The 25,311-nt window shown below is 46.3% G+C and carries 18 protein-coding genes and 1 other annotated feature; of the genes, 3 read left to right on the forward strand and 15 right to left on the reverse strand.

Features of this window, described 5'->3' with window-relative positions; genetic code table 11:
• Window positions 1-116: 116 nt before the first annotated feature.
• The 5 genes from BLA28_RS27645 to BLA28_RS27665 all read right to left on the reverse strand — a co-directional run bounded on the left by BLA28_RS27645 (window position 117) and on the right by BLA28_RS27665 (window position 8,572).
• Window positions 117-716: a DUF4340 domain-containing protein gene (locus BLA28_RS27645; protein ID WP_069159578.1), complete on the reverse strand. Its 600-nt coding sequence runs from the start codon at window positions 714-716 to the stop codon at window positions 117-119.
• Window positions 716-2,830, reverse strand: coding sequence for a Gldg family protein (locus tag BLA28_RS27650; RefSeq protein WP_069159577.1), 2,115 nt, complete (start codon window positions 2,828-2,830; stop codon window positions 716-718). The genes BLA28_RS27645 and BLA28_RS27650 overlap by 1 nt, the downstream gene beginning before the upstream one ends.
• The gene (locus BLA28_RS27655) at window positions 2,814-3,866 is read right to left on the reverse strand and encodes an ABC transporter ATP-binding protein (protein WP_069159576.1); all 1,053 of its coding nucleotides are present in this window, start codon (window positions 3,864-3,866) and stop codon (window positions 2,814-2,816) included. The genes BLA28_RS27650 and BLA28_RS27655 overlap by 17 nt, the downstream gene beginning before the upstream one ends.
• 222 nt (window positions 3,867-4,088) lie before the next feature.
• Window positions 4,089-6,512 carry a leucine--tRNA ligase gene (leuS, locus tag BLA28_RS27660; RefSeq protein ID WP_069159575.1) on the reverse strand — a complete coding sequence of 808 codons (2,424 nt, stop codon included), beginning with the start codon at window positions 6,510-6,512 and terminating at the stop codon, window positions 4,089-4,091.
• A 67-nt stretch (window positions 6,513-6,579) separates the two neighbouring features.
• Window positions 6,580-6,838: a binding site (T-box leader), on the reverse strand.
• Window positions 6,839-6,940: 102 nt separating this feature from the next.
• Complete coding sequence (locus BLA28_RS27665) at window positions 6,941-8,572, reverse strand: hypothetical protein (RefSeq protein WP_044969136.1); 1,632 nt, start codon at window positions 8,570-8,572, stop codon at window positions 6,941-6,943.
• Between the two features lie 250 nt (window positions 8,573-8,822).
• Here BLA28_RS27665 and BLA28_RS27670 point away from each other — a divergent pair, with 250 nt between their 5' ends.
• Complete coding sequence (locus BLA28_RS27670; RefSeq protein ID WP_069159574.1) at window positions 8,823-9,692, forward strand: glycosyltransferase family 2 protein; 870 nt, start codon at window positions 8,823-8,825, stop codon at window positions 9,690-9,692.
• A gap of 3 nt (window positions 9,693-9,695) precedes the next feature.
• Here BLA28_RS27670 and rhaD read toward each other — a convergent pair whose 3' ends face one another.
• The gene (gene rhaD / locus BLA28_RS27675) at window positions 9,696-10,529 is read right to left on the reverse strand and encodes a rhamnulose-1-phosphate aldolase (protein WP_044969117.1); all 834 of its coding nucleotides are present in this window, start codon (window positions 10,527-10,529) and stop codon (window positions 9,696-9,698) included.
• A gap of 283 nt (window positions 10,530-10,812) precedes the next feature.
• Window positions 10,813-12,903, reverse strand: coding sequence for an elongation factor G (locus BLA28_RS27680; protein ID WP_009252862.1), 2,091 nt, complete (start codon window positions 12,901-12,903; stop codon window positions 10,813-10,815).
• Window positions 12,904-13,524: 621 nt separating this feature from the next.
• Between BLA28_RS27680 and aroF the strand changes: the two genes are divergently transcribed.
• Together aroF and BLA28_RS27690 are read left to right on the forward strand one after the other, a co-directional pair.
• Complete coding sequence (gene aroF, locus BLA28_RS27685; protein WP_009252864.1) at window positions 13,525-14,541, forward strand: 3-deoxy-7-phosphoheptulonate synthase; 1,017 nt, start codon at window positions 13,525-13,527, stop codon at window positions 14,539-14,541.
• 12 nt (window positions 14,542-14,553) lie between these two features.
• Complete coding sequence (locus BLA28_RS27690) at window positions 14,554-15,684, forward strand: prephenate dehydrogenase (protein ID WP_044969119.1); 1,131 nt, start codon at window positions 14,554-14,556, stop codon at window positions 15,682-15,684.
• 50 nt (window positions 15,685-15,734) lie between these two features.
• On the opposite strand, the gene BLA28_RS27695 is transcribed toward BLA28_RS27690, so the two are convergent.
• The 8 genes from BLA28_RS27695 to BLA28_RS27730 all read right to left on the reverse strand — a co-directional run bounded on the left by BLA28_RS27695 (window position 15,735) and on the right by BLA28_RS27730 (window position 25,164).
• Window positions 15,735-18,077: a type I phosphomannose isomerase catalytic subunit gene (locus BLA28_RS27695; RefSeq protein WP_069159573.1), complete on the reverse strand. Its 2,343-nt coding sequence runs from the start codon at window positions 18,075-18,077 to the stop codon at window positions 15,735-15,737.
• A 181-nt stretch (window positions 18,078-18,258) separates the two neighbouring features.
• Window positions 18,259-18,525: a helix-turn-helix domain-containing protein gene (locus tag BLA28_RS27700; protein WP_308623979.1), complete on the reverse strand. Its 267-nt coding sequence runs from the start codon at window positions 18,523-18,525 to the stop codon at window positions 18,259-18,261.
• Window positions 18,526-19,065: 540 nt separating this feature from the next.
• Window positions 19,066-19,764, reverse strand: a complete 699-nt coding sequence (locus BLA28_RS27705; protein ID WP_069159572.1) for a hypothetical protein — start codon at window positions 19,762-19,764, stop codon at window positions 19,066-19,068.
• A 97-nt stretch (window positions 19,765-19,861) separates the two neighbouring features.
• The gene (locus BLA28_RS27710) at window positions 19,862-20,983 is read right to left on the reverse strand and encodes an LCP family protein (protein ID WP_044969914.1); all 1,122 of its coding nucleotides are present in this window, start codon (window positions 20,981-20,983) and stop codon (window positions 19,862-19,864) included.
• A 21-nt stretch (window positions 20,984-21,004) separates the two neighbouring features.
• Window positions 21,005-21,748 carry a class B sortase gene (locus BLA28_RS27715; RefSeq protein ID WP_044969941.1) on the reverse strand — a complete coding sequence of 248 codons (744 nt, stop codon included), beginning with the start codon at window positions 21,746-21,748 and terminating at the stop codon, window positions 21,005-21,007.
• A gap of 240 nt (window positions 21,749-21,988) precedes the next feature.
• Window positions 21,989-23,101 (reverse strand): LCP family protein, encoded by a 1,113-nt coding sequence (locus BLA28_RS27720; protein ID WP_050018784.1) that lies wholly within the window; start codon window positions 23,099-23,101, stop codon window positions 21,989-21,991.
• Window positions 23,102-23,219: 118 nt separating this feature from the next.
• Window positions 23,220-24,632 (reverse strand): sugar transferase, encoded by a 1,413-nt coding sequence (locus tag BLA28_RS27725; RefSeq protein WP_069424385.1) that lies wholly within the window; start codon window positions 24,630-24,632, stop codon window positions 23,220-23,222.
• 25 nt (window positions 24,633-24,657) lie between these two features.
• On the reverse strand, window positions 24,658-25,164 hold the full coding sequence (locus BLA28_RS27730) for a VanZ family protein (RefSeq protein ID WP_069159569.1): 507 nt from the start codon (window positions 25,162-25,164) through the stop codon (window positions 24,658-24,660).
• Window positions 25,165-25,311: the final 147 nt, after the last annotated feature.

Below are 25,311 nucleotides of genomic sequence, written 5' to 3' on the forward strand. Positions count from 1 at the left end.
TTTCCGATACTTTTTTTATATCCGGATCTGTTTAAATCGAGTACATTATAACTCAGTTTTTTCTTCTTGTATACTTTTCCCGGATAAGTATTCTTTTTAATACAAAAACAGGCCCTCTATTCTGTTTCCTGCGTGTTCGCTGTGTCTGCTGCTGTTTCTTCCGTATCCTCCGCAGATGTTGTCTCTTCCTCAGTTTCTTCTATGAATTCCTCAGGTTCCTTATCAAAAGCTGTCACCACATAGGAACTGATTCCATACACCCGGTCATCTCCCTCCAGGCGTATATAATAATCTCCTGTCAGATCATTCTGGTTCCCCACATATATAATTATGCTGGAACCGTTCTCCAGCGTTGCCTTAATGGTCCGTACCGGATTATCCAGGCCATACTCAGAAAGGTCCTCCGGCTGCTCCACAACGGATTCCGTGGTAATACCGGCAATATTATTCACAAGGGAACTGACCAGGGTTTGATTCAAAGGCATTTCCCTGTCATCCGTATTTACCCATTTATCTTCCTCTTTTGCAAAATTCAGCCTGTGATCACCGCTTACGGAAAGTGAAGTGACATCCTTAGATGCAAAATCCGTCACCGTAACCTCCTCCGCAGCAGTATCTTTCTCCGAAAAGTCCATACTTTTGAATATCAGGTAAGCTGCCGCACAGAGAAGGCACAATATGAGCAGTATTATCAGCTGTATTCTCTTTTTCTTCATCAGCGTTTCCTCCTTTCCATCCAGACAAGGATCCCGGCTATGAGCAGGCCTAACGGAAGAAGCAGCATAAACAGGGCGCCCAGTGTAAAGGCGGTACCGTCATTGATCGTAATCATGGAAGCCTCATAAGATTTCACAGGCACTGAAACACTCTCTTTACTGTCGGACATGGAAGCCACCGTATTGGTAAACAGCGTAAGGTTGGCGTCCGCAACCATGGAATTGGCGTTATCCGTAAACAGATTTTCCGAAGTGAACAATGTCAGTCCGGCCGTTCCTTCTTCCAGCTTCTTTTCTGCATGTATACCCACATCAAAAGGCCCTTCTGCATCTCCGTCTTCCTTTTCATAGTTCTGAGCCTGATTCATATTGAGTTTGGAATAAGAAGCTTCCGAACTCGTAAGCAGAGGCGTCAGGGTCACATCCTCCTTTTCCTCTGAGCGGATTCCCTGTGCATAAGGCATAAATATATATTTTTCCCCTGATATGCCCTTCGTCAGCGTATCATAGGCCACATCGGGCAGCAGATAAGCGGGCTGCTGGTAATACATGGAAGAGTCTCCTTCAATTACAAGCCCTTTTTCAATGGTCAGGCCGAAATAATCAAGTACCTTCTGCAGATTGGGCATTTCCTCCGCGAAATCTTCCATATAGGCGGTCGTCATGAGAATTTTACCGCCCTTATCCAGATAGGCAATGAGTTTATCCGCGTCATCCGCAGAAATATCCGTGACAGGCGCCATGATCAGAACTCCCTGCGCATCCTCCGGTACGCTTTCCTGTGTAAGCAGATTGATGGACTGCAGCTGCGCATTCTGTTTTTCCAGTCCATTCTGAAAAGCCGTGGAAAGCCCAAGTTCATCCTGGCCCTCAAGGGTGTAGAACACCGGCATATCCTCACTGGTTACATATGCCAGTGCGCTTGTTATCTGACCTTCTCCGTCATAGCCTGTCACATTGCTGCTGTAGGTGGTATAATCCACCTCTGTTTCGTAAATATCATTATAATCGATGACTTTGAAACGTTTGCCGCTCACCACTATCAGGGAATTCATTCCGATATTTCCGTCGCTGTAATCCTTATAAAAATTCGGATTTACAACAGGATCCTTATACTCCGCGTGAATATGCCCGGAAAGATCCGTATAACGGTCCAGCGTCTGCTTCAGCGTGGTATCCTGCTTTTCTTCCGACTGAAGCACATAGACAGTGATGTCCTCCGTCAGATTTTTAACCAGCTCCTGCGATGTCTCCGTCAGCGAGTAAAGCTTCTGTGATGTCATATCAAATGTGGTAAAGCGGGACGGCAGTTCGGCTGCCGCCAGATTCAGAAATACCGCCGCAGCCACGGCCACTGCTATCATTCCCGTACTGTAGGCTCCCATCTGCAGGCTCTTCACAGACACCTGGTATCTTCTCTTTTGAACCGACTGTACGGTAAAAAACAGAAATACAAGAATATATGTAAGGAAATACAATACAGATTTCAATTCCATGGAGCCCTGCATCATATCTTCCAGGCGGCTTGTCATATCATAAACATTCAAAATCCGGGTAAACAGATTTCCCGTGGAAGAAATCAGTCCGGTTATACTGCCCATCATATATCCCAGAAAAAGAGCTCCGAAGCTCAGCACCGCAGCGATTACCTGGCTTTCTGTCACGGAAGAAATAAACAGTCCGATGGCAATACAGGTCAGGCCATATAAATAATAAGCCAGCAGAGCCGTATAGCTTTCTCCCATGGATACGGCGCCGAATCGGGACAGGATGAGAGGATAAGCCGCTATCACCAGTGTGGAAAGGGTAAAAATGGTGGCCGCCGCCAGATATTTGCCCAATACTACCCTGCCGACGGATACCGGGGAGGTCAGGATCAGCTGATCTGTCTTCTGCCTCCTTTCCTCCGACATCATACGCATTGTCAAAATAGGAATGGTAATCAGCAGCAGAAATAAAATGTTATAAATCGTATTGGCCAGGCTGGAATACCCAAACCGAAGATTCAGTGCAAAGAAATACAGGCCTGACAGAAATATATTCGCAGCAAGGAAAAGCCACCCTGTCATAGAATGAAAATAGGCTTTCAGTTCTCTTTTATAAATTGCTTTCATTATCCGTTTCCTCCTGCTCTATTTTCTTTTCCTCCTTTTTTCCGGAAAAATGGATTCTTTTCTTTGTATGTACCTCTTCCTCTTCTTCATTCGCCGCATTCATTTTTTCAGAGTCCGTAAGCTCCAGGAAAATATCCTCCAGCGATTTGGTGCTGATATGCATATCCAGCAAAGGCAGCTTTTCTTCCGCTAAAAGATAGAAAAGAGGTTCCCTGATATCCACATCCTCTCCGGTTTTTATGTTCGCTTTTGTCTGGTCTTCAGATACTGTCTCCAGCCTGCTCTCCTCTATTTCCCCGATTTTCTCCAGAACCGCCAGCAGCTTCTCCTGTGTTCCCTTTACGGTAATTTCCAGCTCCGCTTCGCCTGTCATCAGCCTTGTCAGCCCCTCCGGCGTGTCACAGGCCACCAGTTTTCCTTTGGAAATAATCAGGATCTTATCACAGACGGCGCTTACCTCCGAAAGGATATGGGAGCTCAGGATTATGGTATGCTTATTTTTCAGGCTCTTTATCAAATCCCGGATTTCTATAATCTGCTTGGGATCCAGTCCGACCGTTGGTTCATCCAGTATCAGAACCTCCGGAGAGCCTAACAGGGCCTGGGCCAGCCCGACTCTCTGCTTGTACCCTTTGGAAAGATTGCGGATCAGCCTGCCCCTCATATCCAGGACGCGGGTCATCTTCATGGCCTCTTCCATACGGTCTTCCCGTTCTTTGGAAGGAATTCCTTTAAGCTCCGCTGCAAAACGAAGGTATTCCTGTACTGTCATATCTGGATAAACTGGAGGCATTTCCGGGAGATAGCCGATACAGCGCTTGGCCTCCTCCGGTTCCTTCATAATGTCATGTCCGTCTACCTTCACTTCTCCGGCGGTGGGCGCCAGATAGCCGGTAATGATATTCATCGTTGTGGACTTTCCTGCGCCGTTCGGTCCGAGGAATCCATAGATCTGTCCCTTCTCCACCTGAAAAGAAAGATCATTCACAGCATAATGGCTGCCATATTTTTTTATCAGATGATTCACCTCTATCATCTTCTATCCTCCTTGCAACATTTTTAAGCCGACTCTACTGATAAACTGTTATAAATGTATTCCATTTTTGTGTAAAAATGTTGGAAAATATGTGATTTTTCTGTGAAACCGGGTTTCCTCCTATAGCAGTGCAGCAAAAAATTAATAACTGGGCACACCAGCAAAAAAAGCCCATCGGAGTTGTTCCTCCGACAGGCTTTTCATAACCTCTATACCATGGGTTTAAGGTTTTGCAACAATATTAATAATTTTACCGGGAACATAAATTTCCTTAACCACTGTCCCGCTCAGCTTGCCGGCATCTTCCAGAGCCTTCCGGCCTGCCGCTATCGCATCCTCCTTGCTGATATCAATCGGTACGGTCACAACCAGCTTTGTCTTGCCGTTAACCTGTACGGCAACTTCCTTTTCATCGTCCGCCATAGCTTCCTTATCCGCTGCCGGCCATACTGCATGGAATACGGAATCTGTTTCTCCCAGCTGCCGCCACAGCTCTTCACCGATATGGGGAGCGAAGGGAGAAAGCATAACAACCGCCGTTTTCAGGGTTTCTTTATCAATGCCGCCGTTTCTCGCCATATCAATCATCTTGTTAGTGTATTCCATAAAGCCGGAAACTACAGTATTCAGACTGAAGTTTTCCAGTCTGGTCGTGATTTCATGGATCATCCGGTTACGTACCTTGAGCATTTCCTTGTCAGCCTGTACGCCGCTGTCCTTATTATCCATAGCCAGATTCCAGAAACGGTTCAGGAAACGGTTCACACCGTCAATACCCCTGTCATCCCATTCGCTGTCCAGTTCCGGAGGACCTACGAAAAGCTCATACATACGCAGGGAATCACAGCCGTAATCCCTTACCAAATCATCCGGAGAAACTACATTTCCTTTGGATTTACTCATTTTAATACCATTCTTACCGGTAATCATACCCTGGTTGAACAGCTTGATGAAAGGTTCATCAAAATCAACCACGCCGGAATCATACAGGAATTTGGTATAAAAACGGGAATAAAGCAGATGCAGTACCGCATGCTCCACGCCGCCGATATACATATCTACAGGAAGATACTTATCCGCCTTTTCTCTGCTCACCAGTTCCTTATCATTTTTGTTGTCCACATAACGAAGGAAATACCAGGAAGAACCGGCCCACTGAGGCATGGTATTAGTCTCTCTCTTGGCAGGAGCGCCGCAGACAGGACAAGTGGTGTTCACCCACCAGTCAATATCCGCCAGCGGAGATTCACCTGTTCCGGTAGGCTGATAGGACTCCACTTCAGGAAGCAGCAAAGGAAGCTGATCCTCCGGTACAGGCACACAGCCGCACTCCGGACAATGAACAATCGGAATAGGCTCTCCCCAATAACGCTGACGGGAGAATACCCAGTCACGGAGTTTGTAATTCACCGTTTTATGGCCGATTCCCATCTTTTCAATCATTATCGGAGCTTCCTTTTTCAGCACGGCGCTCTCCATGCCGTTCCATTCTCCGGAATTGATCATGGTTCCGCTTGCTTCCGTATAAGCCTCCGTCATATTTTCAATTTCTTTCCCATCTTTGGCGATAACCTGGATGATTGGAATATCAAATTTCTTCGCAAACTCAAAGTCCCTGTCGTCATGGGCGGGCACGCACATGATGGCTCCCGTACCGTAATCTGCCAGTACATAATCAGACAGCCAGATGGGCACCTTGGCTCCGTTTAAAGGATTGATGGCATAGGTTCCTGTGAAAACGCCGGTCTTTTCCTTATCCTGAAGCCTGTCCACGTTGGATTTCATGGAAGCATCGTAAATATATTTCTCTACTGCGCTTTTATTTTCCGGCGTGGCAAGGCTGGCAGCCAGGCTGTGCTCCGGAGCCAATACCATAAAGGTCGCTCCATGAAGGGTGTCAGGCCTTGTGGTATAGACAGTGATCTTTTCATCCCTGCCGTCAACCGGGAAATCAACTTCCGCACCGTAGGACTTGCCAATCCAGTCGGTCTGCATCTTCTTTACTTTTTCCGGCCAGTCCAGCTTATCAAGATCATTCAGGAGACGATCCGCATAAGCGGTAATTTTCAGCATCCACTGCTTCAGGTTTTTCTTGGTAACGTCAGCTCCACAGCGCTCACACTTACCGTTTACCACCTCTTCATTAGCCAGGCCTGTTTTACAGGAAGGACACCAGTTAATAGGCATTTCCTTCTCATAAGCAAGCCCTGCCTTGAACATCTTTACAAAGATCCACTGGGTCCATTTATAAAAGGAAGGATCCGTAGTGTTCACTTCCATATCCCAGTCATACAAAGCCGCGATCTGTTTGATCTGGCTTTTAATTTTTGACACATTATCTGCCGTGGAAATTGCAGGATGCACTCCCATTTTAATGGCATAGTTTTCTGCCGGAAGGCCGAACGCATCCCATCCCATGGGATGAATAATGTAATGGCCGCCGTTGAGCATTTTGTAACGGCTCCACACATCAGAAATAACATATCCTCTCCAGTGTCCTACATGAAGTCCGTTTCCGGAAGGATAGGGGAACATGTCCAGACAATAATACTTGGGCTTCTTTCCGTCATTGACGTTTACAGGGTTAGTTTCCCATTCTTTCCGCCATTTCTCTTCAATCTCTCTGTGATTGTATGGTGCTGCCATAGCTTCCTCCTTTTTTACTGCTCATATATTTTTCCTCTTATAGGGATAACAAAAGCCCTTTCTTCTGCTTAGAGACGAAAGGGCTTCTTTTCCGTGGTACCACTCTAATTCGCGTCATTGTGCCCGGGAGAACGAATCCTTTCTCCGCAGCCTGACGCGCACTTAAATTTCTGTAACGGGAACTCCCGCTCCGGACTACTTCCTTTTTCAAGTGGTTCCCCCGGAGGACTCCAAGGCGAGTTGGGGATTTATCCTTACCGCCTCACACCACCCGGCGGCTCTCTTAAAAGGACAGAATCCTTACTATTCCTCTTCCATGTCTTTGTCTTATTGCTATTTTGCCGGGAAATGCAGAAAATATGCCATTTTCCCGGAAACTAGGGATAATTTTATCCTTTTTCCCGGCTTTTGTCAATAGTGCCTTTCTTCTAATTCAGCTCCTGTACCGGATTCAGGCCGCCTTCATCGAGATATTTGATGGTAATCCGGTCACCTGCTTTGAAACGGACGATTCCGATAAGCTTATCATCCGATAAATCCACATCAAAAATATTTTCATTTCCTTCAATACAGATATAATAATGAGTGGTTCCTTCCAGAACTATGGGTGAAATGGATTCAATCCTGCCGGAAGCTTCCTGATAGGCATCCGTGTTCTGGCTCACAATTCCGTTTGTACTCAGCAGCTCATTATAGCTCTTCTCACATTGCTGAATGGTATCCCCGATTGCCACCCACTGGTATTTCTGCACATTTACCATGGCATATTTCTTAACGAGGCCCGCCGCATCCTTCAGCGCCATAAAATAGGTCGGCTCATCCGCAATATTTAAAAGCAGGGGGAAGGAAGATTTATACCCCAGATTCTGTACCTGCCCTTCCGCCGAAGACATGGCCGACATCTCCGTAGCGCCTTCCACCTTATAAAAACGGGTTTCCATCGTTCTCTGGTTCATCAGTACAAAGCCTACATTGGACTGATCCCCGTTAACGGAGGTAATACCGGTATATACCCAGACATCATCATCCAGAGCGATATAGTTATATCCATTGGTGGTCACCAGACAGTCCTTCTGTCCTAAAACGCTGTTAAAAAATCCATGCTGGTATATTCCATGATAATCATACAGCTGCATCAGCATCTCTGCGGAATACACCTTGTCTATCCACTGGGGAACATCCTGTATGTCATAATCCGTACATTCTCCGGTAATAGCATTACAGAGAACAACACGCCCTATGGTAACGCCTCCGAAAAGCCCGATATTAAATTTCTTTACAGGACATACCCAGTAGGGAACACCTTCATCATCGATTTCAAAGAAAAGCTGATCCCCGAAAATATAGGTGGGGAACTGAAAACGCAGATGACGGTACAGATTGCGGTTAAAATATTCGGATTTGGAATATTTGATTCCCTCCTCCAGCATCACACATTCCGTATCCTGTGTTGTCATATCAATGCGGATATACGCCGGAATACCATTTTTCTGATTGGTCAGCCACTTGACAGGACTCGCATATACAAGCGGGGTAACTCTTACCGGCACCCCATTGTAATTAAGCTGGGTATAATCATCCGCCACCTCAAACTGGGAAACGATATCTACCAGGCTGCCCATCTTACGATCGCCCAGCAGCGCTGCGGAGTCCTTATCCAGAAGCGGTATCGTCCGATAATCCACTTCCTTAATGTCATCTGTAAAATTCCTGTTTTCCAGCGCCAGCAGCTGCTGGTATTTCTTTGCATTTATGATGGGTGACGACAATATGCTTCCGATAATATATGCAGCCAATATCAGCAGCAGCAGAATCCCCATCCACTTCAAGGGTTTATATTCCTTCAGGCTGAGCTTCAAGGCTACGGTTCCTGAGCCCGCCATGTCTTTTCCCGCCTTGCGGATGACATACAGGACTATCACCACGACAATCGCTGCCATGATAAAAAACCAGAAACCACTGGAATGAATATTAATGGCCGGCAGCGTAACATAATAATAGATAAACGCAACAACTGCGGCCAGAACACCCAAAATTGTGTATAATACACCTTTTTTCATATAAAATAATACTCCTCCCTGCCGGTCTTCCATTCCGGCAATCCCTTTCGTCAGCCTGTCCCAGCCTTTGAAACCGGACTGCTAACAAATTAATTCATTGTACCACATTATCCCATCTATAGCAATGCCTGGTCTGCGCCCGGAGCGCAGGACAAATGGGGCTGCAGCCAGGTACTTTGCCCTTGTTTCTCCTCTTTGCGCATGATAAAATATATAGGAACAAATCACAAAAGAAGGGCAGATAATTCGATTGAATAATCCTTTAGTTTCTATTATTATTCCCATATATAACAGGGAACAGACGCTGGAGCGTTGTCTTTGCAGTATCATCAGGCAAACCTATCCCAATCTGGAAATTATCGCTGTCGATGACGGCAGCACAGATCACAGCCGCGTTATCCTTGAACGTTATGAAAGGAAAGATCCCCGTCTGCATGTTATTTACAAAAAAAATTCCGGCGTGTCGGAAAGCCGGAATTTAGGACTGCAGATGGCTAAAGGGGATTTCGTTCAATTTGTAGATGCGGATGACTGGCTTACCCAGGACGCCACTTCTCTTTTGCTGCAGGCAATGGAACCGGACACACAGCTCGTTATTTCTGATTATTACCGGGTTATAGGCAGACGAATCTGGATTAAGGGCCATATTCCCACATCCAGCTCTATGAGCAGGGCTGAATTCGCCAAATATATGATGAAATCTCCCGCCAATTTCTATTATGGGGTAATCTGGAATAAATTTTACCGGATGGATATCATCAAAGAAAATCAATTGTACTTTTCACATGACTTGGACTGGTGTGAGGATTTTAAATTTAACCTGGAATACCTGAAGTATACTTCCAATGTCCAAGTTCTGACTACGCCTTTTTATTATTATGTAAAAACAAAGGGAAGCCTAGTTGACAGCAAAATTGATCTCAAGGAGACTATACGCACCAAAAAGATTCTGTTCGGATACTACAAGGAACTGTATCAGATCCTGGATATGTATGAAGAAAACAAATTGAAAATACAAAGCTTCTATCTGGAATTTGCCCGGGACAAAGTCAAAGCTCCCGTATTGCCGGAAGTTCCTGTTTTGCCCCGTGCTGGAAAGTACAGGCATAAGGAAAAGTAACTGTTAATCCTGCTTTTCGTAAAGGAACCGTTCCGGCAGCTGCAGATGGAAGGATACCGCCAGATCACGGAAATTATCCGGTGTAATTGTCTGAAGCTTATCCGGTTTCATGGAAAGAACTTTAATCAGAATCTCCGCCGATTTTTCAATGGTATGCATCAGCCCGAAGGTCAAGTCAAAATTTTCACCGGAGCAGAACATGCCATGATGAGCCCAGATGACCGCATCATATTTCTCCATTAATTTTCCGGTTTCCAGTGCGATTTCCCTTCCTCCGGGAACCATCCATCCAATAACGCCGACACCATCCGGAAAAACCACAGGGCATTCCGTAGCCATCTCCCACAGCTCTCTTGTGAAAATTTCATCCTTCAGGGGCAGAACGAAGGTGAGCGCAATCACATTCGTAGTATGCGCATGATATATGACTCTGTGTGTTCCGCTGCTCACTCTCTTCTTTACTTCATGGTTCATTAAATGGGTAGGCAGCTCACTGGTCGGCCCGCCGCCTTCCACCAGTCCCCAGCGGATACAATAATTTTCCCCTTTTTCGTCTATCTCTATTATCGCAATGCAGGCTTCCGGATCCACAATGATATTACGGAAATACTTGCCCGTTCCCGTCACAAGGAAAAACTCCCCGGCAAGGTCAGGAACCTGGACTCCAATAGGCGTCCATACACTATGATCATTCAGGCGGTTCCTGATGCTCTCCACCTCTCCCGGCTTGATCCGATAGGATAAATTGCCGCCGTTTCGTTCATGCCAGCCTTCCCGGTATCCATCATCCGCCATCTTAATAAAATCCTTCACAAATTTAGATTCCAAAACCTTCATAACAGTCTCCTTTCCTGCTTCCCGAATATTGCTTTCTTTTCACTCTTTTTCTGTAAGCATCCTTATCATACACCCAAATCATTTATAAAACAACATATATTATGTTGTTTTTATTGTTTTTATCAAAATATTATATTGTTTTTGTGATGCATTTCTTTTTTTGACAAAAAAAACCTGCAAACCCGTGCAGGAAAAGTTCTTATAATAAAAAGGGCGCCGAAGATATCCCCCAACATCTTCGGCACCCTTACCCCAATTTTGCTTTTCTTCTCTAAAAAAGACTTTATTCTTCGCTTCCTTCTGCTACTTTTGCCGCTCTCGCCGCAACTTCCTTCTCCTGAATATCGGAAGGAGCCTGCTCATAACGGGCAAATGCAAAAGAATAATCACCTCTGCCTCCGGTCATGGAGCGCAGATCCGTACAATATCCATACAGATCCGTCATAGGCACATCGGCCTCCACGATCTGTTTTCCGCCCGCGATAGGAGTCATTCCCAACACACGGCCCCGGCGTTTGTTCAAATCTCCCATAACATCACCGGTATACTGATCCGGTACCGTTACCTTAAGGGATGCAATCGGCTCCAGAAGAACCGGTCCGGCATCCATAAAGCCCTTCTTGAAAGCCTGGATGGTTGCCATCTTGAATGCCATTTCCGAAGAATCTACAGGGTGATAGGATCCATCATACAGAATCGCTTTCACGCCGACTACCGGATAAGCCGCCAACGGCCCCTTCTGAACAGATTCCTGAATTCCCTTTTCCACTGCAGGATAATAATTCTTCGGCACAGCGCCGCCCACAACCTCCTGAGCAAATTCATAAGGCTTCTCAAGATCACCTGAAGGTTCAAATTTCATCTTGACATGGCCATACTGTCCATGGCCGCCGGTCTGTTTTTTGTACTTGTATTCCACATCTGATTTCTTGCGGATGGTTTCACGGAAGGCAACCTTGGGCTGGCTCAGTTCAATCTCCACCTTATATTCATTAAGCAGCCTGCTTACCACAATGTCCAGATGCTGGTCACCCATGCCATACAGCAGTGACTGATGGTTTTCCGAATCATTAACCACTCTCAGGGTTAAATCTTCATGAGTCATCTTTGTAAGGGACTGTGAAATCTTATCAATATCCCCTTTGTTCTTGGCTTTATATCTCTTGGAAGTATAAGGAACAGAAATTTCCGTCTTGCCGTATTCAATGGGTGTGCTCTTGGTAGACAGGGTATTTCCTGTTCTCGCGCCGGTAAGCTTGGCCAGAGCACCGATATCTCCGGCATGAAGCTCACTCACCTCAATCGGCTTGCTTCCCTGCATCACATAAAGCTTTCCGATTTTTTCTTCAATATCCTTATCATAATTAAGCATCTGATCGTCTGTTTTCAGGACACCGGAACAAACTTTAATCAGAGAATACTTGCCGATAAAAGGATCCACAATAGTCTTGAAGATAAAAGCACTCTTCGCCTTTGCAAAATCAAAATTCGCCTGGAAAATTTCCTTTGTTTTCATATTGATACCGGCATATTCCCGTCCCTCCGGACTGGGGAGATATTTAACGATATCGTCAAGCAGGGTATAAATACCCTGTCCCAGAATATTGGATCCCATGGACATGGGAACAATGGTTCCGTCATCAATATTGGTACGCAGGGCGGCTCTGATCTCCGCTTCGGAGAAGGATTCGCCGCTGAAATATCTTTCCATGAACTCTTCACTTGTTTCGGCAACTGCTTCCATCAAGGTGTCACGGCAAATCTGAAGGTTCGGTTTGTTATATTCGGGGATCTCACATTCCACGACTTCCTTGCCCTGCCATCTGTAGCCGGTCTCGGAAATAACATTGACATAGCCCACAAACTTCTCATTTTCACGGATGGGCAGATGGAAGGGAGCGATTTTCTTGCCGTAAAGGCTGGTCATGTCTTCCACTATCTGACGATAGGAAGCATTATCAATATCCATATCGGTTACGAATACCATGCGGGGAAGCTTATATCTGTCACACAGCTCCCAGGCTTTCTGGGTGCCGACTTCCACACCGGCCTTACCGGAAATAACAATGATGGCGGCATCCGCAGCGCTGACCGCTTCTTCCACTTCACCTACAAAGTCAAAAAAACCGGGAGTATCCAATATATTGATCTTCACACCTTCCCATTCAATCGGGACAACAGATGTGCTGATTGAAAATTTTCTCTTCTGCTCTTCCTTACCAAAATCGCTGACTGTATTTCCGTCAGTTACCTTACCCATCCTGGATGTAATTCCGGACAAATACGCCATTGCTTCTACTAAACTAGTCTTGCCTGATCCGCCATGTCCCAGAAGAACAACGTTACGAATCTTGTCTGTTGTGTAAATGTTCATACTGAATTCCTCCGTATTATGCGATTTCCGGGTTTTCTGTAAAAGTCCCCAATCCACTCAAAATCTCTTCCAGAACCCCATGGGTATATTTTACTAAATGTCGAAAATTTTTACAAGCAATTTTCAACATTTTATACAAGTTATTTTTTATCATCTTTTTCCAGTGGCTGCATCCAAGTCAGACAAACCTCTGAAAGCCCCGGAAATCAAGGAATTTTAGCCAAATCAAAGAGGAAAGGTCCGTCTGTCCGGGCGCAGATAAAAAAACTGAGTGAGCGGCTCCGTCTGCCCTGGCTCCCCCTCCGGTTCTTCCAGACGTCCTGCGGCTCGGTAAGGTTCCTTACAGGGCAAACGACTTTTAGTCGTTTTTGCTCCCGCTCGGACAAACACGCAGCGGTACTAAGGTTGCAAAATACGCAACCTAAGGACCGGCGTGTTTATACGGCCCTTACAGGAATCCTTACCGAGCCGCAGGACGTCTGGAAGAACCGGAGGGGGAGCCAGGGCAGACGGAGCCGCTCACTCAGTTTTTTTATCTGCTTCGTTCCGATTGACTTTCGCGCTTTAAAGTGCTATATTAATATCTGCATCAGGAATACGTAAAAGGAAAGGAACGAACCAATGATTATTGTAATGAAACCACAGGCCGCTGAATCCAGCATCACGGCGATAAAGGAATATATTGAAAGCAGTGGGCTGAATGCCCATCTTTCCCAGGGTACCGAGGTTACCATCATCGGCGTCGTAGGGGACAAAAGCCGCCTGTCTACTGAAAATCTGATAAGCTTCAAGGATGTTGACCGCATTGTTCCCGTGACGGAAACCTACAAACTTGCAAACCGCAAGTTCCATCCCGATCCCACTACGGTCAAGGCAGGCCCTGCCTCCATCGGGCCTGACAATATGACCATTATGGCAGGCCCCTGCGCTGTGGAAACCGAGGATCAGCTGATGCTTATTGCGAAGGCAGTCAAGGCATCGGGAGCCACGATACTGCGCGGCGGAGCCTACAAGCCCAGAACCTCTCCCTACTCTTTCCAGGGGCTGGAGGAAGAAGGGCTCCGTTATATGCAGGAGGCCGGAAAGGAAACCGGTCTGGCTACCATCTGCGAGGTAGTGAGCCGGGAAGCCATTGAAGCCGCCGTAAAATATGTGGATATGATACAGATCGGCGCACGGAACATGCAGAATTTCATTCTTCTTAAGGAAGCGGGACGTTCCGGCCTTCCCGTACTGCTGAAAAGAGGGCTCAGCGCAACGATCGAGGAATGGCTGAACGCGGCCGAGTACATCATTGCCGAAGGCAATCCCAATGTGGTATTATGTGAACGAGGGATACGTACCTTTGAAACCTCCACCCGCAATACCCTGGATTTAAGCGCCGTTCCGGTATTAAAGGAAAGAACCCATCTTCCTGTCATAGTGGATCCGTCCCATGCCACCGGTGTTTACAAATATGTGGCCCCTCTGGCCAAGGCTGCTGTGGCCTGCGGCGCAGACGGACTGATGATAGAGGTACATAACGACCCGGCCCATGCCCTTTCCGACGGCCCGCAGTCTCTCACCTTTGAAAAATTCGAAAAGCTGACCGGGGAGCTTGCCCCTTATATCAGTCTCGCCGGCCGCAGTTTCAAATAAAAGGAGCAACCTATGGAACAACTTACTTTTTCCTTTTTCGGGCTTGGGCTGATCGGCGGTTCCATTGCCAGAGCCATCAGGGCTTCCCATCCGGACTGTTTTATCCGCGCCTGTGATACGGACAGTTCAACGCTCAGGCTCGCTTTAGAGGAAGGCGTCATTGATGAAGCGTCGGAACGTATCGATGAAGAAAACGGAATGACCTTTACGGATTGTGACTTTCTATTCTTATGTGCCCCGGTCTCCCAGAATGACAGCAATCTGCGTCTGATACGTAAATTTCTGTTATCGGAAGGGCGCACTCATTCCAACTGCATCCTCACAGATGTGGGCAGTGTAAAGAGCACTATCCATGCCAGTATAGAAGAACTGGGGCTGACCTCCTGTTTTATCGGCGGACATCCCATGGCCGGGAGCGAACGGATCGGGTTCCAGAATTCCAAGGCATCTTTATTGGAAAACGCCTATTATATCCTTACCCCCACTCCGGATGTTTCCGGGGAACAGGCGGAACGGTATGCCGCGCTGGTAAAGGCGATGGGGGCAATCCCCCTGATCCTGGACTATCGGCAGCATGATTATGTGACCGCCGCCATAAGCCATCTGCCCCATGTCATTGCCTCCTCCCTTGTGAATCTGGTAAAGGCCAGCGATAATGAGGACGGCATCATGAAGCTGGTGGCTGCAGGAGGATTTAAGGATATTACCCGGATCGCCTCTTCTTCCACCGTCATGTGGCAGCAGATCTGCCTGACGAATAAAGAGAACATTTCACAGCTTCTGGAACGCTATATCAGTTCTCTCGAAAAGGTTAAGGATGAAATCGACAGAAGCGATGCGGCGCAGCTGTACCATTTTTTTGATACCGCAAGAAGCTATCGGGATTCCTTCATTGATGCTTCCAGCGGTCCTATCAAGAGGGTCTACACCATCAATGTGGAAATTCCGGACGAAGCCGGCTCCCTGGCTTCCGTGGCCACTTTGCTGGCGCTGAATCATATCAGCATTAAAAATATCGGAATTGTCCATAACAGGGAATCGGAAGACGGTGTTCTGCGCATCGAATTTTATGAGGAAGCCTCAATTGAAAAAGCGGAAAAGCTGCTGGGCAGCAGAGGCTATATGGTTTTCCTGAAAAAATAATACTGCCTTTCATAAAAAGTGCCGGCTTTTGAATGAGCCGGCGCTTTTTATTATATATGGGTGATAATAAACTCCCCTTCTCCTTCAAGAAGGAATTTCTGTCCTCCGGCAGGGGTAAAAATACTGTCCCCGGCCTTTATATCCATTCTTTCCGTTCCTTCCTGGTTTTTCAGCACGGCATTTCCCCCTACACACAATAAGGAATAGAAGGAATTCCCGTCTTCCTCCAGGGAATAGGTGCCATGAAGCGTACAGCTGACACATTCAAAATATTTACACCTGCTCAGGATGCGAAGGAGCACATCCTCCGTTTCTATCGTTTCACTGTCAAACCGCTGTACTTCGTAACGGCTGTAATCCATGACCGCCAGAGCTTTCTCCATATGAAGCTCCCGATAATTTCCATACTTATCCTTACGGTTATAATCATATAACCGGTACGTACAGTTGGAGCTTTGCTGGATTTCACAGATCAGGCTGCCTTTCCCGATCGCATGAACCGTGCCGGCCGGAATGAAAAAGGCATCTCCCTGCTTAATGGGGATACGGTTGAGCAGGGAAAGAATGGTATTCTCTTCCACCGCCTTCTCTACCTCTTCCCTGGTCACATCCCGCTTAAAGCCACAGTATATACAGGAATCCGGATCACACTGCAGAATATACCACATCTCATTTTTTCCGTACTCATTCTCCTTTTCCAGGGCGTACGAATCATCCGGATGCACCTGGACAGACAGATTTTCTTTTGCATCAATTAGCTTGACCAGAAGCGGAAAACGCTCCAGCGGCTGACATTTCCAGCCCCATTTCTCTTTTCCGATCCGATCCAGATATTCGGAGAAAAGAAGTCCCTTGTGCCGTCCGGAAGCCACGATGCTCTGTCCCTCCTTATGCGCAGACAGCTCCCAGCTCTCAGCAATGATTTCATAATCACATTTTTTGCCGTATATATCACGAAGCCTGGTGCCGCCCCAGAGATAGTCCTTAAAAGCAGGCAGCAGACGGACAAAAGGCTCGACCTGATAACCAAGCTCCGCTTCCGATAAGTCCCGGCTGCGTATGGAAATCAAATCCCTTTCCTCTACCATCGTACCTGTGGAAATCTCCATAAAAACAAGAGGCTCATTCCCGATATTAGAAATCTGGTGGGCGGTATTTTCAGGCACCTCAATGCTGTCATTTGCCCCATACTCCCTTTCGCTTCCTTTCAGGATTATTCTGGCTCTGCCGCATACAATAATCCAGTGCTCGGTACGGTGTGCATGCTGATGGGCATAAATAGTCTTTCCCTCCGTAACCACCACCTTACGGACAACATATCTGGGATTTACATTCAGGAGCTCATAAGTCCCCCACGGCTTATAAATAATCCTTCCCTGATCAAAGTAATGCTGTTCCTCCGGATTTTCCTTCATAATACCCTTAAGCTTCTCAGACTCCCCCGTCCTGCCTACATAAACGGCGTCCTCTGTATTGATTATCGTGATATTCTCCAGATTATTGGCCACCACAAGCTGACGGTCACTCTGATTCAGCACAGTGGTATTGGTGCTTTCATACACGATCTGATTCCGTTCATCCCTCTGAATCCCTGTCATGGACAGATCCTCCAGACTGCCGATATCCTGCCACCGGAAGGAGCTGTGAATCACCTTTCCCCTGCCTGTCTTTTCAAACACACTTTTTTCTATGGGAACTGCCTGGATCCCCTCAAGGACCTCCGAAGGATAATACGTGTGCCTGCCTTTTACCTTACGCATATAAAAAGCGGCTTCACAGGAATTATAAAGCCATGGATAAAATTTCCTGATTTCCTGTACGAGAGTCCCTACCCGAAATAGAAACATTCCGCTGTTGATCAGATAATCCCCCGCCTCAAAATAAGAGGCTGCCGTGGCCGCGTCCGGCTTCTCTATAAAAGAAAGTACCTCCTCATCATGGCACCGGATATACCCGAACCGGGTTTCGGGTTTGCGGATATCCATCCCGAAGGTGACAAGCCAGCCGTCCCTTGCCAGCTCTGCCGCACGTGTGACATCGTCTTTATAGGTAGGCCCTTCAATCAGATGATCGCTTGCAACAACAAACATCAGCTCAGACAAAGGGAACTGAAGACAGGAAAGCACGATGGCCGCCGTAGTTTTTCTCCCGACCTCCTCCAGCACAAGCCTGTAGGTAATACCCTGGAAGGCCTTCATCTGGTTTTCCACGATAAACTGATATTCTTTATTAGTAACTATGATAAACTCATCGCAATAGGGAATATTCCTGGCAATCGTCTCCTGAAAAATGGAATGATCCTTCTGGATGCTGATAAACTGCTTCGGATAATTTTTCCTGGACAACGGCCAAAGCCTGTCGCCTCTTCCTCCTGCCAGTACAAGACATTTCATATGCACCTTGCTCCTGTATCTTCTTTATAAAAATATGCGTTAAAATCCCTGTGAAATAGTTTGTCCGCATATCTAATACTATAGCCGAAACCGGAGGATTTCACAAGAAAAAAGAACGGTACATGCCGTTCTTTTTTACGCGTGCCCAACGGGCACTCATTCCATCTTCAGTTGTCTTTTCCTATCCGTTTTTCTTTGTGGCTCCCAGCTTACGGGACTTGTCAGCGCCAAGGTAGTCTTTTTCTTTTGAACGTCCCAACAGATAATCCGCTGATACATTATAGTAGTCACAAAGCAACGGGATAAACCTAACCGGCATCGCATTCTGCCCTCGTTCATATCTGGAATAGACTCTCTGGTCAATATTCAGGTATTCGGCCACCTCCCTCTGCTTTACATCGTTGTCCTCTCTTAAGCCACGCATAATAACTACATAATCCATCATCATTTGCACCTTACTTCCAAAATTTACCAAACTTCGTTTTTTTCAGTTTAGCATATTCCATAAGCAAGAATTGCTTTTTCCACTGAACTGTAGTAGTATTTTAGCGTACTTTTTCCATGATGACTAGAAACGATAGGATTGGATATATTGAATAGCAAAAGATGTGCCATATATGGCACATCCGACAATACCCACCGGGTCAATCCGTTAATCTGCACAAAAAAAATGAATATCCATTACTGTATAAACCTTAATCCAAATAGGCAAGGGTTAAAATACCTTTTCTCCTATTCCCCGAAAAATCGGTATATTCCTAAATAACCAGATAATTCTACGATTAAATCATTTTTTCTTATCTTTTCTCATTCGCTCCGATTACAGACCTCCGGCCCGAAATTAGTACTATTATATCGATAACTTAAAGGAATGAAAGCTTCCCTTTTTCCGCAAAAAAATGCCCGGTTTCCGATGTTCAGGAATCCGGGCATTTTGAAACCACACAAGTCGATTTTAGAAAATAATTTTAGTGCTTGTCCAGAACTATCAGGTTCTGGGAGATGTTGTTGCCGGAACATCTTCCATATGAGCTCCTTTGGCTACAACAAAAGTTACATTTACAGCGCCGCCGAATGCAGGAAGTGCAACAGCAACCGCACCGTTCTTAATAACAACGGGTACGGCAACCCATGTACCATCTGCTCTCTGGTATAATGCCTGAAGAGTTTCCCCTTCACCCAGAGCAGCTGCTCCGAGAATATCTGACAGCGCAAACGCTGCAGATACGGAACCATTCTGTGCAACAGCTTCGCCGGAAGCGGTCTGCAGGCCAATTACCATGTTGTTAACAACATTCAAATTGCCATTAGCGTCTGTCAGAGACAGTCCGCTTCTTCCGGTAAAGTTAACTACCTGCATTTTGCTGGAAGCCAGTGCTGCTGCTAAAGATGCTGCAGAAGCCTGTGCCTGTTCAGCGGAAGCAGGTGCGATAACCATTGCTACAGCAGACGGATCCACAACCTGACCGCTTGCGGTCTTGAATGTGGTTCCGGGAAGGACTGCAGACTTATCGCTGGAAACACTTACAGCCTGTGTGGTAACAGTATTATTGGTACCAACAGAAGGGCTTACAACGACCTGTGCTACAGGCTCCTTCTGGATGGACGGACTGGGAGCCGCCATCGCAGTCATGCCCATAGAGCATGCGAGAATTGCTGAAAGAACAATTGCCATTTTCTTTTTCATGTCAATCATCCCCCTTTCTTATAGTGTGTGTGGCTTCTTTATATCAACGGCCGGTTGCCCGTCCGCTAATACCATATTCAGGCTGTCAAAAACAGCGTTATGGCGTTACTTCATCATAAAAGACCTGAAGTATCAATTCGTACAGAGCCGTGTCATCCTGGTAAAATTCCTCAAAAATTTCTCCCATCTCCACGTGCCCTTCCATCGTATATATGTCATTCTGGTCAAAACTATAGGATAAAGCCTGTCCTGCCAGATAAACTGCTTCGTCTGCGGATATATCCGTTACCATATAAGGAGAAACCTGTGTGTACAGCTTCAGCGGCAGAGTCATATCCTGCTTCATCGCTGTCTTTGCCTGCCCGATAAATCCCTGCAGATATTCTTTCTGACGGGACAGACGGGCTTCCGCACTCTGCGCCTCCCTGGTATCACGGTATTTTATGTATACATAGGCTTCTTCACCCTCCAAATGGACACGGTCTCCCGGCTTCCATTCGGAACCATACCACCTGCCGCCAATCTTCATACCTCCCTTGGCCACAGATTCCGGTATTGTGACTTCCACCCCGCCTACCGCATCATTGATTGTGCTTATGATACTCATATTCAGCGCGCAATAGCCATGAATGGGCAGGCCATAGAATAAATTGGAAACAGCCTCCACCGTATTCTCACAGCTTTCTTCCAGCCCTTCCCCATAAGCGTGGGCAAGCGCTATCTGCGCGACCTCTTTCCCCGCATAAAGCCCGTTGGGGTCATAGGTTTTAATTTCTGTCATCGTATCCCGGTTAATACCGATTACGCTGATTTTTTTATCCTCCGGATCCAATACGGCCAGGAACAGGGCATCAGCCTGACCGCCTCTGTATAAATCAGAAGAGGCCTTCACCTCTCCGGTTTTATCAATTCCCATACATAAAAAGGTCAGAATATCCTTTTTATAGGCATATGTCTTCCCATTATAGCGAAGCGTACCCGCTTCCAATGCTTTTCCTGCATCATTCTCCGATACGGAAAAATCCTGCATCTGTTCCGGGACAGCCTCCTGTTTTTGAGCGAAGGCGCTCCGGCCATGACTGTCCATCCAAAAATACCCGATTACCAGCAAAAGAAGAAATAAAAGTATCACCGACAGCAGAACCGCTGAAAATATCCCAAGTTTTTGAGCCGCAGACCGCCTTTTCTTCTTCCTTCTCCTCTTTCTCTTCTGTTCCATCCATCATCCGCCTTTCAGGGCCTATTCTGACACAAGCACAGCCTGTACCAGATAACGCTTATCATCTTCTCCTGTCACCCCTGTGGATAAGGTAATGATCTTATCCTCCGCCGTTACTTCCACGGAATCATCTATAAAAGCATCCATCGCCCGGATTGCAAAAATATCCTCCAGATATGTGGAATAAATCGTTTTATCCCAGAAATCATAGGTTGCAATCAAATGACGGTCATCGTAGGTGTATGCCGCAAATATCTGATAAATAAACACCTTGTCTTCCGTACTGATCTTTACTTCCCTGTGGGAATCAAAAAAATCCCTGTCCTTATATTGATGAAGCCTGCCGAACCGCTCTTCCCTGTTGCGTCCGTAAATTACGGTATTGGGATCTCCAAAATCCTTATTGTTGTAATATTCCGTATAAATGCAGCCATTCTCATCCTCATCCCCATATATGTTATGGCTCAGATAAAAGTACTCGTCCTCTGCAGGCTGCAGGATGGGAAAGCTGATATCCGTACCGGTAATTTCAAGCCATGCATAGGCTTCTGCGTTTATCGCCTGAAGCGCCTGAATATCCGCCGTGCCGTCTTCCTTAAGGAATTCTGCTGCTGATGGTTCCGTCTGTTCTTCTGCCTGTACATCAGACTGTGTCTCCCCCTGCTCTTCCCCTTTGCTGCCGCAGCCAATCAGAAGAATGGCGAACATAAGCAAAATATAAAGTGAGGAACTGTGAAGCAGGGATTTATGTTTTTTTTGTTTCATTTTCTTTTCCTTCTGTTGATTTTCATAGTTTGGCATAACCTGTCCGGAACATGCCGGCCCCGGGAAGCATACAGAGCACATAAAGATAACACTTTTGATGCGAAACGCTTTACGCCGGCTGCTGCAGAATCCCTCCGGCCCATAACCGGAAACGGAACCTGCCTGTATATGGAAACAGGCTGCCTCCCCTCTTAATGATTCTTGTATGACTTCCCTTATTAACGCCAGAGGCGGTAACAGCTACTGTTGTACTTCTTCATAGAAAATATCTATAACCATCTGATGAAGGGCATCTTCATCCGGATAAAATTCCTCATACACATCACCCATCTTCGTCTCTCCATCCAGCAGATAGATCTCTCCGCTGAATTCATAAGACGCCGCGGTTGTAGCCAGATAAGTAACCTCATCCGCCTTTATATCCGTAGTCATATAAGGACTTAATTTTTGGAAAAGTGTGAGCGGCAGCGTAACATCTTTCCTGAAAGCAGCTCTGGCCTGCTCGATAAAGCCCTGAAGATACTGCGCCTGCCGTTCCAGCCTGTGCCTGTTGCTTTCAAATACATTGGTGTCCCGGTACTTCACATACCAAAAAGCTGTCTCTCCCTCCAGCCTCACGTTCTCTCCCGCGCCAAGGGCAGGATCCGCCGCCGTCAAATCCTCGATACATTCCACCTCAACGCCGCCTATGGTGTCATTGATCGTGGGGATTCCATCCATATTGACCGCCAAATAGCCATGAATGGGAAGCTGATACATAAGCGCGGAAACCGCTTTCTCCATCAGTTTGGCACTTTTATCTTTTCCGTCTCCATAAGCATGCTGCAGGGCAATCTGGGCCTTTACCGTGCCCGAATAGGCGCCTGACTGGCCATAGACCTCCACATCCGCCATCGTATCCCTGTTAATCGCTATCAAATCCACCTTTTTATCATGAGGATTCATAACAACAAGAAAAATGGCATCTGCCTGTCCTTTTTGCCCCCCGTTCTCCACGGTTTCCAGCCTGTCCTTTTTATCAATTCCCATAATCAGGAAGGTCATGATATCATCGTTGTACTCATAGATCTTATCCTTGTACCCGATCCACCCCTCCTGCCATTGCTCCACCTTATCCATTACATTTATGTCTGTGGAAATCGCAGGCTCCTGACCGCCGCCCTTACTCATAATGCTGCTTTTTCCCATGGCCCGGACTACCATAAAACCAGTCGTACAGACCACACAAAAAACACACAATACGGTTATAACTGCCATCAAACGCGCCCTGCGCCTCATTTGTTTTCTTTTTTCTGCTTTTTCCGGATTTAATATCGCTTCCTTTTCCAAATCCGCCTTGCTTAATTTTTCCATCCTGTATTTCCTGCTTTCTTTTATCCTGTTTTGTTAATGATAGTTCCTTATTACTTTATCGGCTTTTTTAAAAGTAAATTAATATACGTTTAAAACAGGAATTTTGGGCATAAAAAAATCACCTGGCACCGCTTTCCGAAAAAACAGCCAGAAATGTTTTAATTAAAATTTTAAGATCAAGGCTGACCGACCAGTTATCAATATACTCCACGTCCAGCCTGACAATTTCCTCAAAATCCGTAATATCGCTTCTGCCGCTCACCTGCCACATACCGGTAAGACCCGGACGGAAGCTAAGCCTCTTTTTGTGATAAGACTTGTAATGCTCGAATTCATCTAATGTGGGCGGCCTGGTACCAACCAGACTCATATCCCCCTTCAGGATATTTATAAACTGAGGGAACTCGTCCAAACTCGTTTTACGCAGGAATTTCCCCACCCTGGTGATGCGGGGATCATCTTCCATTTTAAACATCAGCCCATCCATTTCATTCTGGGCCATCAGCTCTTTTTTCCGCTCTTCCGCATCTATATACATGGAACGGAACTTATACATCTTGAATATGCGGCCGTTCCGCCCTACACGCTTCTGCGCAAAGAACACAGGGCCGGGAGAATCCAGCTTAATGACAGGCGCCAGGAATATGGTAAGAATGAAAAGAATCAGACTACCGACAACAGCACCTGCTATATCGATAAGGCGCTTCAGCATCAGCTGGCCGAAGGGCGCCACTTTATTTGCATAAGTAATGGTATGGAACTGTCCAAACTGAGACAAAATACGCTGAGGAGCTTCCGTGAGTTCCAGGACAGGAACCTCCAAATGGATAGTCAGGCCCATAGCAGCCAGATTTTCCAAATCATCTTTTCTGTCTTCCTGCGTCTGCCTGTCCGTACAGAAAATCACTTCATCCAGAGGCGCTGAGAGGCAATACTCAATCAGATCCTTTCCCGAAGCCACTACCGGGATTCCTCCCACCTCTTTTTCATCGCCATCCAACAGGATGATGCCTTTTATCTGATAGCTGTAATCCTTAATGTTCTTCATCTCAGTTACCAGAGCAGGCGCTTCCTTTGCAGTGGCCACAAGAAGCAGCTGACGGGCATTTCCTGCAACCCGGTAAAATACCGGAAGGTACTTTTTATACAGCTGATGGACAAGGAACATCAGTAAAACATCTATGAATACAAAATAAAGGAGCACTTTTCTGGAATATTCGTCGATTACCCTTGTAAAGTATAAAGCAAAGGTAGCGCCGGCCAGAGTCACCAGATTCATCTTGATGATTTCCAGCAGTTCCTGAAAGGGTCCCCGGAGCAGCATTTGCTTGTACCAGTTCTTAAACAGGTTGATTACAAGAAACACCACCAAAAAAATAGCAATCAGAACTTTCATATCAGTAGGATTATTCAATCCTTTGAAGAACTTCTGATGCCTGAGGTAGTTAGCGATACCGAGACTGAGAATAAGGACAAGGCAGTCTAACGATATGATTATTAAATTTTGCAGATTAGACTTCTTCTGGTACATATTCCTCCGGTAAAGCAGAAAACCATTACGCTTCTGCTCCTGCGTTTTTCTTGATTCTGTCTTTATGATGTGCAGTCAGGTACAGTATCATACCGATACACAGATATCCCAGCATGCCGAAGAAAAAGCCTTCCAGGCATTGGGGGAAGGAATAGTGTCTTCCTTCTATAAAGAGCTTCATAAATTCTGTAAAAAAGGCTATGACGAACAGCATGGATGCTGTGGATAGTATGCGAATCTTTGTTGTGACTTTACGGAAGGTGAGGATGATTGCCCAGCTTCCGGTGAATCCTAATGCGAAGAAAAGGATGGCCCTGCCGGCTTGGCGCAGATAGTAGGTGATGGTTAGTATCTGTTCCTGGGTAGGGGTGTTTTTCAGGGTGCCTGTTACCTGGGTTACCAAGGGCTTTTCAAGGGCTTTGGTGGCTGGGCCGCTTTGGAAGGACAGGTATAGGGTTATTAGTAGTATGAATGCAAACATGGTCCATAAGATATATGGAAGCCATGGTTTGGGGCGAGGCGATTGATTCATTTATGAAATCCTTATGTAGTTGAGCTAGTGAACCGGGGTATCTGTATTTTTTAAGTATAATATGTTAAATTCCGTTATGTCAATAGCTTTAGCAGATATTAAGTGGCTGGCTTTATTGAAGATGATATTCGGCGATGTTACTGATCG

It is taken from the genome of Eisenbergiella tayi (assembly GCF_001881565.1).
GTDB lineage: Bacteria > Bacillota > Clostridia > Lachnospirales > Lachnospiraceae > Eisenbergiella > Eisenbergiella tayi.